Source organism: Sulfuriflexus sp. (assembly GCF_032250955.1).
GTDB lineage: Bacteria > Pseudomonadota > Gammaproteobacteria > AKS1 > AKS1 > Sulfuriflexus.
Genome location: NZ_JAVVES010000076.1, coordinates 1 through 11,622, shown reverse-complemented (window position 1 = coordinate 11,622; position 11,622 = coordinate 1). Strand labels below are relative to the sequence as shown.

The following is an 11,622-nucleotide window of genomic DNA, read 5'->3' as shown; positions in this document are numbered from 1 at the left end:
ACAATATATGACGCCGGTGGAGTACGAAGAACGAGCTACCGGTAATTAAATCGTCCGTTTTATTGGGGGAACCTCAGTTCGAGAAGCGCAACGGTAACCACTGCCACCACCGGACTGTAGAGCAGGCTCAAAACCGGCACCAGGATCATGCCGGCACCAAAGCCTGAAAACCCGCGGATGAAGCCTGCGACGAGGACTGCCACGGCGGCAAGGTACATTTCACTTCCAAAACCTATCACACTCTTTCTCCTCGCCTTTTCTGTCTAACTTATTGAAAATTAATTGAAATAGCTTAATAATTGAACATATTATAACATGTTATAATATGCAGTCAAATTATTCCCCCTTTTCAGGTTACTCTGAAATCAATGCAAGGGTAGATTGAGCACAAGATGAGGGTGTTTGCTAATTGCACAATGAAGGTTGCGAAGGGACCATGATTTGGTTATACCACTAATAACATAATAAAAAAGTCATCCTTTTCGTAGCCTGGTTGGAGGCGGTTTTGCCTGCCATCGGCTCACGTTTATAAACAAGAAATACAAACAAACGGTGATCGTCATGCGCAGTATCCGGCTCATAATAATATTTCTGGCTTGTTTGACTCTGAATACCGGCCTGGCTGCCAACCCGATCCTCATGCAGCAGGTTCCGGATGAACTGAAGCCATGGGCTGACTGGGTGCTGTTTGGCGAGGAATCGCTGCATTGCCCGTTTGTTTACCATGACGCTGGACAAAGACGCTGCGCCTGGCCGGCGGCGTTGACACTTGAGCTGGGATCTTCCGCGGGCACATTTTCACAGCAATGGTATGCCTATACCGAAAGCTGGCTCACCCTGCCCGGCGCAGCGGAACAATGGCCCCAGGAGGTCAAGCTCGACGGCGAGGATGCCGTTGTCATTATCCGCAATGGCCGGCCCGCGGTAAGGGTCAGTGCAGGTAAGCACCGTCTTGCGGGGCAATTCAAGTGGTCGCAGATGCCAGAGTCATTATTCATCCCTTCCGATACGGGGATCATCGAACTTGTTGTTAGTGGCAAGCGTATCCGGGTGCCGGATGTCGATGCGAACGGCAAACTGTGGCTGCACGAACGCGATGCCGACAAGCAGGTCAAGGACAGGGACGGTGACCACCTGGAAATCCAGGTCTTCCGGCATATTAACGATCTTGTTCCGCAACGAGTCACTACACGTCTGGTAGTCAACGTCGCCGGCAAACAGCGCGAGGCGGTCGTTGGCAAGGCGCTACTGGATGGATTTATACCCTTACAGGTAACCAGCCGCCTGCCCTCTCGTCTGGAACCAGATGGCCGTCTACGTGTGCAATTGCGGCCGGGCAAGTGGACTATTGATGTTCTCGCCAGGGCCGCAAGTGAAGTAACAGAACTGTCGATGGCGAATAATCCCTCGCCCTGGCCGGACAGTGAGATCTGGTCATTCGGGGCACAGAATCATCTACGCCTGGTGGAAATCAAGGGAGTGCCGACAGTCGACCCCCGGCAAACCAGCCTGCCTGCCGAGTGGCACAAGTTCCCGGCCTACCGCGTAACCCCGGCCACCAGCATGCTTTTCAAACAGGTTCGCCGGGGCGACCCTGTGCCGGCCCCGGATCAATTGTCTCTCAATCGTGAACTCTGGCTGGATCACGAGGGCGGTGGCTACACCGTCAAGGACACGATACAGGGAAGTATCACGCAGCACTGGCGACTCGAGGCCAGTCCGGTGTTGCAACCCGGTCGTGTTGTGATTGATGGCGAGCCACAGTTTATTACCACCCTACCGGACAAGGCCTCCCATGGTGTCGAAGTGCGCCGCGGCAGCCTACACCTGGTGGCGGACAGTCGAATGAACGCCAACATTAACAGCATACCGGCTGCCGGCTGGCAGCAGGACTTTCAGTCAGTGCGTGCGAACCTGCACCTGCCGCCGGGCTGGGATGTCTTCTCGGTACGCGGTACCGACAATGTGCCACACTCCTGGCTGCAGCGCTGGACGTTGCTCGACCTGTTCCTGGTCCTGATCATCGGGCTGTCCGCGGCGCGCATGTGGAGTTGGGGCTATGGCCTGCTCGCGCTGGTCACGGTTACCCTGCTCTGGCATGAGCCGCTGGCGCCGACATATATTTTCCTGAACCTGCTTGCCGCGATTGCCCTGCTGCGGGTCCTGCCGGACGGGGTGTTTGCCCGCATTATGCGGACCTATCGCGCTATCAGTCTGGTTGCCCTGATCCTTATCGCTGTGCCCTTCATGGTGAATGAGATCCGCACCGGCATTTATCCGCAACTCGAATTCCCCGGCCAGATGCAGACACAGAGACAGGCATACACTGTCAGCCAGGCGCCTGAAACAGCGGAAAGCAAAGTAGCCAGTCCCGGGAAAGCCCGCGCGCCGGAAGATATCTTGAGCAAGGACGGCTTGTTCAACAGTTATGGCAGCATTCGCGAGAGTGTTCATGCCCGCAATGTGCCGTTGTCAAAAATTGACCCGAAGGCGAACATCCAGACCGGACCGGGCTTGCCGCAATGGCACTGGCGTTCTATACCCTTGACCTGGAATGGGCCTGTCTCGCAGCAACAACAGGTCGATGTGATGTTTATTACGCCGGGCATGAATCTCGTGTTGAGCTTCTTGCGCGTTATTCTGCTGGTCGCTTTCTCGATCTATCTGTTTGGTATCGACTACCGTAAAGACAGCGGCTTCAGTTTCAAGCTAAGTAGATTGATGCCCGTCATGTTACTGGCGGCACTGTTACCACTCAGCATGAGTGATGCACAGGCCGCTTTCCCGGATGAGAAACTCCTGACAGAACTCAAGACACGCCTGACAGAACTCAAGACACGCCTGACAGCACCGCCGGACTGCCTGCCCGCTTGCGCACAGTCCCCTGCTCTGTCATTGCATGCAGAAGACGACATAATGACGCTGACGATGGCTGTGCATGCACAGGCGAATACGGCCATACCCTTACCTGCGCATGTAAAACAATGGTTACCGGAAACCGTATCACTGGACGGCGAGAGTGCCGATGGCCTGTACCGCAACCCGGCCGGGGAGTTATGGATGAATGTTGGCAAGGGTCTGCACCAGGTGATCATGCGTGGAGTTATGCCAGCGCGCAACAGTTTTACCCTGCCGCTGCCATTAACCCCACACCTTGTTGAGGTCACGGCACACGGCTGGACAATTGCCGGGGTGAATGACAATGGTGTCCCGGATCGACAGTTGCAACTGACCCGCTTGCAGTCCGGACAGGCAGGATCAGAAAGGGATACCCTGGCACCCGGTGTGTTACCCACCTTTGCGGTTGTCTACCGGACCTTCCGGCTCGGTCTGGACTGGCAGGTGGAAACCCTCGTGCAACGTGTCTCGCCAACGGGCAATGCCATCGCCATGGCGTTTCCTTTGCTTGCGGGCGAGTCGGTTATTACCGAGGATGTCCGCGTAGAGAATGGCCAGGTGCAGATAAGCATGTCGCCCGAACAGTCACAAATGCACTGGCTCTCTACACTCGAGAAGCAGGATGTCCTGAAGCTGCAAGCGGCAGAAACCACGCAGTGGACCGAGGTCTGGCGTGCCGACATCAGTCCTCTCTGGCACGTCGAGCTGGGAGGGATTCCGGTCGTGCATCACCTTGATCGTGCCGGGCAGTGGTTACCGGAATGGCGGCCTTACGCGGGTGAAACGGCCAGCCTGATGATTACCCGGCCACAAGGTGTTGAAGGGCAAACGCTGACCATTGACGACAGCCGCTTAACCATCAAGCCCGGCAAACGGGCCACAGCCAGTGCACTGGAAGTCAGTCTGCGCAGCAGCCAGGGTGGCCAGCATACCCTGACGCTGCCCGAAGCCGTTGAATTACAGAGTGTAACCATTAACGGCCGCGCGCAGCCGATACGCCAGGAAGCTGGCCGTGTCACCTTGCCGATTGTGCCCGGTGAGCAACAGTTCAATCTGAAGTGGCGGGATAGCCGCCCGGTATCCCTGCGTTACCGGACCGACGAGATAGGTCTCGGCCTCCCCAGTGTCAATCATCGTGTCAATCTGCAACTGGGTCATGATCGTTGGGTCCTGTTAACCGGTGGACCACGTCTCGGCCCGGCCGTATTGTACTGGGGCGTGCTGATCGTTATCGTCCTCATAGCCTTTGTTCTCGGTCGCACCAAAGTAACACCACTCGGTAGCTGGCAATGGCTGTTATTAGCCATCGGCCTGAGCCAGGTATCGGTGATCGCCGGTCTTATCGTGGTTGGCTGGTTATTGGCGCTGGGCGCACGCTGCCGTCTGCAATCGACGGTTAGCAATACCAATTTCAATGCCATACAGGTCATGCTGGGTCTGTTGACACTCACGGCACTCTGGTTACTGGTCTTTGCGGTTCAGCAAGGCCTGCTTGGGCACCCTGACATGATCGTCGCCGGCAATGGTTCATCGGCCTACAACATGAACTGGTACCAGGATCGTGTCGCAGCGATCCCGCAATCTGCCTGGGTGCTGTCGGTGCCGATGCTCGTATACCGCATATTGATGCTGGCCTGGGCCTTATGGCTGGCATTTGCCCTGCTGCGCTGGTTGAAATGGGGCTGGGGTTGTTACTCGACGGCAGGCCTGTGGCGCAAGACCACAAAGATTGTAGAAAGCGCAGGCGGAGATGAACGGCAGGAGAAAAAATAAGCTCGACTAGGGCCTGGCTCGCGCCTCGTCGCGCAACAATTCTGCCAGCAACTGTGTCCCGGGCCCCGGCTCGCCTGGCTGGCCGTAAACCAGGTAGAGGGTCGCCTTGTAGCGGCCACCCTCGCGCAAGGGCAAGGCTTTGAGCACACCGGCTTCAAGTTGCTTGCAAATACTGTGTTCCGGCAGCCAGCAGTAACCAAGCCCATCGACCACCGCCGTTATTGCCGTTTCCATACTACTGACGCTCCAGCGATGCTCGGCACCGAGCCAGCCGACGTCGCGTTGCTGGCGGACACCGGAATCGCGAATGACGATCTGCAGTTCCCGCTCCAGGTCCGAGGTCGTTATCTGACGCTGCAGTTGTTGCAGTGGATGGCTGGCGTGGGAAACAGCGATAAATTCGATATCGAGCAAGGGGTCGCCGAGAAAGCCGGCAGGCATGCTGGCTCCGATAACCAGATCCGCACTCCCCTGCGCCAGCGCCTCTTCCGCCCCGGACAATACGACTTCGTTGAGTTGCACACGGCTACCGTGACTACGTGGCGCGAAGCGACTTAGGGCGCGTAGCAAAAGGTCAGTGGGAAAGGCGGCATCGACAACGAGGTGCACCTCCGTTTCCCAGCCGAGCCCCAGGCCAGCGGCAAACTGTTCCAGCTCGATGGCCTCTTGCAGGAGGTGTCTGGCGCGACGCAGCAGTACTTCACCTTCATCGGTCAGGATGGCCTTGCGGCCCTCGATGCGCAGCACCGGGATGCCCAGCTGTTCCTGTAACTTTGCCAGCGTATAACTGACCGAGGACTGGCTACGGTGCAGTGCCGTTGCCGCCTGCGCGAAGCCGCCGTTATCAACGACCGCCTGCAAGGCCCGCCATTGTTCAAGGGTTACGCGAGGATGACTCATAGCAACAATATATCTAATATTTCGATTATTAAGAGCTGGATTTTGCGCTTTTTTATTTATAGGGGCAATGTATATTTCAGGCCGTAACCACATAAAACCAGTTCATTACCGAGGACAAAAACATGCACAAATTCATAAGCCTGGCAGGACGGATACTTATCGCACAGATATTCCTGATAGCCGGAATCAACAAGATTGGCGGCTATGCCGCTACCCAGGGTTATATGGAGGCCATGGGCGTGTCGGGTGGCCTGCTGCCGTTGGTCATCGCACTCGAGATCGGCGGCGCGCTGGCCCTCATCGCCGGCTGGCAGACACGCGTTGTTTCACTGGCGCTCGCCGGCTTCACTGTTCTGTCGGCACTCATCTTTCATGCTGATTTTTCCGACCAGACGGCCATGATCATGTTGATGAAAAATCTCGCCATCGCCGGCGGCCTGCTGCTGCTCACCGCGCACGGCATGCAGGGCACCATCAGCATCGACAATCGGGCAAATGGTTAAAGGCTGTGGCCGCACTGACTTCAGTAACAGGACCGAGGAGAAATAATGAGCCTGCTGATAAAAGGTAGTTTACGTGAAGACTGGTTCGAGTCTGAACAGGAAGGTGGTGCATTTGTGCGTAAGGACTCACAGTTTCGCAACTGGGTCACCGTGGACGGTGCCCCGGGGCCCAGTGGCGAAGGCGGTTTCAAGGCTGAGCCAGGCCGGTATCACCTGTATATTTCCTATGCCTGCCCGTGGGCGCATCGTACGCTTATCTTCCGCACCCTGAAAAAACTTGAAGACGTTATTTCTGTCTCTGTCGTGCATCCCTATATGGGCAAACAGGGCTGGCAGTTTGCCGAATACCCCGGGGCAACTGTCGATGGGCCGAATGGTTTTGATTACCTGCACCAGGTCTATACCCTTGCCGATCCCGACTATTCCGGCATCGTCACCGTCCCGGTACTGTGGGACAAGCAACGCAAGACCATCGTCAATAATGAATCTGCCGATATCATTCGCATGCTCAATAGTGCCTTTGATGAATGGGGCGAGGCCAGTGTTGACCTGTATCCACTTGCATTGCATGACGATATCAATGCAATAAATGCATTTATATATGACGCTATTAATAACGGGGTATACAAGGCCGGTTTTGCGACCACACAAGAAGTCTATGCACAGGCCTTTGATCGGCTCTTTAATGCGCTGAATAAAGTGGAAAGTCGTCTTAGTGAACAACGTTACCTGGTCGGTGGGTGCATAACCGAGGCCGACTGGCGGCTATTTACAACGCTTGTGCGTTTTGACCCGGTATATGTCGGGCATTTCAAATGTAATCTTTATCGGATTGCCGATTACCCTAACCTGTCAAATTACCTGCGCGATCTTTATCAACAACCGGGTATTGCGGCAACGGTTAACATGCAACATATCAAGCTGCATTATTATAGCAGTCATGAATTCCTCAATCCGAGTGGTATCGTGCCGAAAGGTCCGCTGCTCGAGTATACTGCCGCGCATGACCGTGGCCGTTTTGACTCATAAGGAGAAATAACATGCCGCATATCCATGCGCTACGTGAAGCCACGGAAACCATGGAGGGCGCGGGTGTTACCGTCCGGCGCCTCATGCCTGTGCCGCGGTTCATGAACTTTGATCCGTTTGTGCTGTGGGATCATTTCAGTATTGGCGCAGGCACGGGTTTTCCGGATCACCCGCATCGGGGCTTCGAGGCGATTACCTATATGTTCGATGGCAGCATGCAGCACACCGATAACCTTGGCAACCAGTCCACGGTTGCCGCAGGTGGTGTGCAGCGATTTACTGCCGGCCGCGGCATTGTACATTCAGAAATGCCCGGCAAAGACGGCAAGAGCAGTGGCATTCAGCTCTGGGTCAACCTGCCGCAAGGCCTGAAAGAAATCGAACCCGACTATCAACAGGTTGATGCGCCGGATATGCCCGAGCACAAAATCGGCAAGGCCGTGGTGCGGAATATCGTCGGCGCGGACTCCCCGGTTCAGCTGCGAACCCCTGTGCGTTATGCTGATGTCCGGCTTGATGCCGGTGCAGAATTCAGTGAAGTAATAAACAGAGGCTTTCGTGGCCTGGTTTACGTGGTGGCGGGCAAAATCACTCTGGCCGGGAATGCGCTTGGTGCCGGCACAGCCATCTTTATGGAAGATATCGGTGTTTTAGAAATTGTTGCGCAACAAAAATCGCGCTTTATGTTGTGCTTTGGTCAGCCACATAATGAACCCATCAGGCAACATGGTCCGTTCGTAGACTAGAAATGACCGGACGAAGGACTAACTAGATGGTATCCATCTGGCGGATAACACCGGTAACGATGCCGAGGATCTGGACTTCCTCGTTACGCAACCAGATGGCTGCCATTGCCGGGTTAGCCGGCTGCAGGCGGATACCGTCCTTTTCAACGTAAAACTTCTTCAGGGTAACGGTTTCGCCGTTGATCATGGCAATGACAGACTCACCATTGGCCGCGGTCTCACGTTTCTCGACAACAATCACATCGCCATCCTGAATATTGTCATCGATCATGGAATGTCCGCGTACGCGCAAGGCATAGCTGTTCTTGCGGACCATGTTGGTCGGCACGCTCAGGTGTTCCTGGTCTTCGCTCAGGTCAACCGGCTGCCCGGCAGCAACCCAGCCCAGTACCGGGATCTCGGTCATCGATTCGGGCGAGATATCCAGCGCCTCTAGATCAGGCACCCACACCGGGCGATTGTTCTTTGGAATCAAATAGTTAACGTTAGACATTTATTCAACCTCTGAGCTTTTGCCTACAATATCCTGTTCTTTATGATATTGCAATCCTCGCCAAGGTCGGAAACTGGCGAGTTTTGCATCCCGAATCCAGCCCCTTTCCCCCTGCCGGGTAAGAAAATGCTCGATCATGGCAAGTGCTGTCATTATGTGTTTTTGCCGCAATGCAATCCCGTCACCGTCAAGTTATAACAGCTGATTAGAATGGTACGGCGGATTCGATAACAATCCTGGCCCCGTTAGCCGGATGCGGGAATGACAGGCTGGACGCATGCAGGAGCAAGCGTTCGGCAGCCGCGATCACCGCCGGGCTCGCATACAGCCCGTCACCGAGTATGGCATGCCCGATCGACTGCATGTGCAGGCGCAGCTGGTGGGTGCGGCCGGTGACCGGGCTGAGCAGGACCCGGCTGGTATCACTGGCAGGCATATATTCGAGGGTTTCATAGCGGGTTTGTGCCGGCTTACCCTGCTCGTAGTCGATTATCTGCCGCGGCCGGTTCGGCCAGTCACAAATCATGGGTTTGTCGATCAAGCCCGCCGTGGGGGTAGGCCTGCCGGTCACGACTGCGATGTATTGCTTGCTCACCTCGCGTTGCTGAAACTGGCGGCTCAGTTGCCGGTGCGTGTCCGCATCGAGCGCCAGAACAAGTATCCCGGAGGTCGCCATATCCAGGCGATGAACGATGAGCGCATCCGGATAGCTCGCCTGGACACGGGAAATCATACAATCCTGCTTGTCAGGCCCCCTGCCCGGCACGGAAAGCACGCCGGCAGGCTTGTTTATCACCAGCAAGAACGCATCCTGATAGAGAATATCCAGCCTGTTATGCGGAGGGGGATTATATGGCAACATGAAAAGGCACATCTACTATCCAGCCTGGCCGGCCAGCCAGGCAAAGTGGAATTTATTCACCCGGCTCGATTTTCAGGATATCTCTTTCCCGTAGCACTGCAAGTATCTTTGCAACGGTTTCGTCAAGGCCAACAGACCCGTCGGTGTCGACCACGAGATCGGCGTTTTCAGGTTCTTCATAAGGGGAGCTGATGCCGGTAAAATGGGGTATCTCGCCTGCCCTGGCTTTTTTATACAGGCCTTTTACGTCACGCGCTTCACATACACTGATCGGGCAGCGGCAATATATTTCCACAAAGTCGTCTGCCGGTACCATTGCGCGGATTCTGGCGAGGTCTTCTTTAAAGGGCGAAATAAAGGCGGTGAGTGAGATGGTGCCGGCTTCAAGAAACAGCTTCACCATCTCGCCGATGCGCCGCAGGTTTTCTTTGCGGTCGTTATCGCTAAACCCGAGATCACCACATAGACCATGACGGACATTATCACCATCGAAGACAAAGGTCTTGCAGCCCATTTGGTGAAGGCGTTCTTCTATGCTGTGCGCGAGCGTGGATTTGCCCGAACCCGATAAACCGGTGAACCAGAGAATGGCACTTTTATGACCATTCAGTTGTTCACGACGTTCGCGGGTAACGGTAGCGTTGTGCCAGACGGCATTGTTGCTTATCTTGCTCATTGATTTGTTTTTACCGTTCATAGGAAGACTATAGCGTCATTGACGTTACCGGTCCCCAGTAAATATCTATTATGTTTATCATGCCATTTTAGGTCATCGTCATCCGGCTGTCCAAAGACATGCTCTGTGGCCAGCTTCCCACCTGGCAGGGAATGAGCAGGCATGAGATCATGCAGGGCTTCCCTGGCTGGAGAGCGAATGGGTCCCGGAAGCGTTGTGACGCAACTGTTGCAAGTCTTCGGGGCGGGCATTGATTTCCTTCATCGCCTGCTTGAAAACGCCGCGCAAATGCCCTTTCAGGTACCTGGTGACAGCCGAGACCGGTATTGCCTTCAGAACGGCAAAGATCGCCAGCGCATAAGTCGCCTCGCGTTCAGAGAGCCAGGCATCGCGGTTTGCCGCCGGGTTGTAACAACTGCCGCAGCCACCGCGGAAGGTAAAGGCGCTGTTGGCAAACATGACGCCAAAGCCGGTGTAGATGGCCAATAGTTCGGTCACATGCGGCCAATGCTCCGCGCCGCCGGGAGGTGCTTCGTCTGCCATTTGTCCCAGGTGATGCGCAAGGGTATGCGAAAAAACCGCAATCAGTCCCTCCGGATTCGTTATCTGTTGTGGGTTATAGAGGATGGGTAAACGCCCTTCTTCGCCAATACTCTCATCGGCAACGCCGTAGGGGTCGCGCAGCGCACCCCAGATTTCATACTGTACCGCCTCGGCCGGTACCAGCGCACCCTCGGCAACCAGCCGTGTTGGCCAATGGCTAACGCCGACATAGTTTTTTACCTGTTCAAGAATCAGGTTAGCCATGGTATCGGGGCTATCAGCCATGCCCGGGAAGCAGTCATTGGTTGGCAGTACCAAGGTGGTGTGGTTATAAAACAGCTGCGCATCAAAATTGCGTAATGCCCAGGAAAAGGCGTCAAACAGCCATTGTGATGCGGCGGAATCAAGTACGGGGCTTCTGCTAAAAAAATTAATCATCGGATTTTATAAATCAATAAAGGTATGCACAGCGCCAATTCTGTTCTCCAAAGAGCCTATGTTATAGACATGCCAGAAAGTTTCAAGGATGCTTTATTCGGGTTTGCATGATGGGCTAATAGTATATTCAAGGGAAGAATCCACAACTAAATTGCCATTAAGAAAACTTCTACCAATCAACATCTGATATTTATAATTACTTCTGTCGACCAGGTTGACTTCAACAACCTTATATATACTTCCAATACAAATCCCCAGGTTCGTCACTGGACGTTTTTGGGAAGGCGTATTTTTACGCTTTATTTTTGAAAATCTGAGCAAAGGCGTTTTCAAAACGGCCGTATCGCCGTCCCTGTTTTGCACACTAAATTGAATCCATTTCACACCGTCAATATTTATAATTTTATAATCGCTTGTATTTAATGACGAGTGATCAGCACCAGTATCGATCTTTGCATGTAACACCATACCCGGATCGACAAGTGTGACTTTTTCCAGCCAGCCAATGAGCTGCTTCGCAAATGCACCGGAGGAGGAAAAAATCAGTATCATCATCGCGACCAGCGTGGCTGCCAAGGTGCTTTTTTTTGTCCAGGTTACTGTCATATCTGTCTCCGATGAAGCCTTTCGGCAGCATTCTCCGGCCGATTATCGCGCCACCTGCCAAAACCACCAATATATAAATTATTGGCTCTTCGGAAAAATTAGTGGGTAAAAATATAGCGAATTTGGAGCAATAGAGATAGTTTTCTGGAAATTGG

General features: G+C 54.3%; 11 protein-coding genes. 4 read left to right on the top strand and 7 right to left on the bottom strand.

Annotated features, from left to right (window positions below; translation table 11 throughout):
- Window positions 1–59: 59 nt before the first annotated feature.
- Window positions 60–239 (bottom strand): hypothetical protein, encoded by a 180-nt coding sequence (locus tag RQ738_RS11865; RefSeq protein ID WP_314165441.1) that lies wholly within the window; start codon window positions 237–239, stop codon window positions 60–62.
- Between the two features lie 361 nt (window positions 240–600).
- On the opposite strand from RQ738_RS11865, the gene RQ738_RS11860 reads away from it, so the two are divergent.
- Window positions 601–4,671, top strand: a complete 4,071-nt coding sequence (locus RQ738_RS11860) for a hypothetical protein (protein WP_314165440.1) — start codon at window positions 601–603, stop codon at window positions 4,669–4,671.
- A 6-nt stretch (window positions 4,672–4,677) separates the two neighbouring features.
- Here RQ738_RS11860 and RQ738_RS11855 read toward each other — a convergent pair whose 3' ends face one another.
- Window positions 4,678–5,571, bottom strand: coding sequence for a LysR family transcriptional regulator (locus tag RQ738_RS11855; protein ID WP_314165439.1), 894 nt, complete (start codon window positions 5,569–5,571; stop codon window positions 4,678–4,680).
- A 122-nt stretch (window positions 5,572–5,693) separates the two neighbouring features.
- On the opposite strand from RQ738_RS11855, the gene RQ738_RS11850 reads away from it, so the two are divergent.
- The 3 genes from RQ738_RS11850 to RQ738_RS11840 are packed head-to-tail and all read left to right on the top strand — an operon-like array spanning window position 5,694 to window position 7,849.
- Window positions 5,694–6,074, top strand: coding sequence for a DoxX family protein (locus RQ738_RS11850; RefSeq protein WP_314165438.1), 381 nt, complete (start codon window positions 5,694–5,696; stop codon window positions 6,072–6,074).
- A gap of 45 nt (window positions 6,075–6,119) precedes the next feature.
- Entirely contained in the window at window positions 6,120–7,103 is a 984-nt protein-coding gene (locus RQ738_RS11845; RefSeq protein WP_314165437.1) for a glutathione S-transferase family protein, read from the top strand.
- Window positions 7,104–7,114: 11 nt separating this feature from the next.
- Window positions 7,115–7,849, top strand: coding sequence for a pirin family protein (locus RQ738_RS11840; RefSeq protein WP_314165436.1), 735 nt, complete (start codon window positions 7,115–7,117; stop codon window positions 7,847–7,849).
- 22 nt (window positions 7,850–7,871) lie between these two features.
- Here the strand turns inward: RQ738_RS11840 and lexA are convergent, their stop codons facing one another.
- The 5 genes from lexA to RQ738_RS11815 form a co-directional block, all read right to left on the bottom strand.
- Complete coding sequence (gene lexA / locus RQ738_RS11835; protein ID WP_314165435.1) at window positions 7,872–8,342, bottom strand: transcriptional repressor LexA; 471 nt, start codon at window positions 8,340–8,342, stop codon at window positions 7,872–7,874.
- A gap of 205 nt (window positions 8,343–8,547) precedes the next feature.
- Window positions 8,548–9,204: a pseudouridine synthase gene (locus RQ738_RS11830; RefSeq protein WP_409929551.1), complete on the bottom strand. Its 657-nt coding sequence runs from the start codon at window positions 9,202–9,204 to the stop codon at window positions 8,548–8,550.
- A gap of 52 nt (window positions 9,205–9,256) precedes the next feature.
- Window positions 9,257–9,880 (bottom strand): adenylyl-sulfate kinase, encoded by a 624-nt coding sequence (cysC, locus tag RQ738_RS11825; protein ID WP_314165432.1) that lies wholly within the window; start codon window positions 9,878–9,880, stop codon window positions 9,257–9,259.
- 168 nt (window positions 9,881–10,048) lie between these two features.
- Window positions 10,049–10,861, bottom strand: a complete 813-nt coding sequence (locus RQ738_RS11820; RefSeq protein ID WP_314165431.1) for a hypothetical protein — start codon at window positions 10,859–10,861, stop codon at window positions 10,049–10,051.
- Between the two features lie 93 nt (window positions 10,862–10,954).
- Entirely contained in the window at window positions 10,955–11,467 is a 513-nt protein-coding gene (locus RQ738_RS11815; protein ID WP_314165430.1) for an ATP-dependent zinc protease, read from the bottom strand.
- Window positions 11,468–11,622 lie beyond the last annotated feature (155 nt).

What these genes read in the sequence shown, in the direction of transcription:
- RQ738_RS11855 (WP_314165439.1), bottom strand. Translation starts at nt 5,571, where the DNA reads ATGAGTCATCCTCGCGTAACCCTTGAACAATGGCGGGCCTTGCAGGCG.
- RQ738_RS11850 (WP_314165438.1), top strand. Translation starts at nt 5,694, where the DNA reads ATGCACAAATTCATAAGCCTGGCAGGACGGATACTTATCGCACAGATA.
- RQ738_RS11845 (WP_314165437.1), top strand. Translation starts at nt 6,120, where the DNA reads ATGAGCCTGCTGATAAAAGGTAGTTTACGTGAAGACTGGTTCGAGTCT.
- RQ738_RS11840 (WP_314165436.1), top strand. Translation starts at nt 7,115, where the DNA reads ATGCCGCATATCCATGCGCTACGTGAAGCCACGGAAACCATGGAGGGC.
- lexA (WP_314165435.1), bottom strand. Translation starts at nt 8,342, where the DNA reads ATGTCTAACGTTAACTATTTGATTCCAAAGAACAATCGCCCGGTGTGG.
- RQ738_RS11830 (WP_409929551.1), bottom strand. Translation starts at nt 9,204, where the DNA reads ATGTTGCCATATAATCCCCCTCCGCATAACAGGCTGGATATTCTCTAT.
- cysC (WP_314165432.1), bottom strand. Translation starts at nt 9,880, where the DNA reads ATGAGCAAGATAAGCAACAATGCCGTCTGGCACAACGCTACCGTTACC.
- RQ738_RS11820 (WP_314165431.1), bottom strand. Translation starts at nt 10,861, where the DNA reads ATGATTAATTTTTTTAGCAGAAGCCCCGTACTTGATTCCGCCGCATCA.
- RQ738_RS11815 (WP_314165430.1), bottom strand. Translation starts at nt 11,467, where the DNA reads ATGACAGTAACCTGGACAAAAAAAAGCACCTTGGCAGCCACGCTGGTC.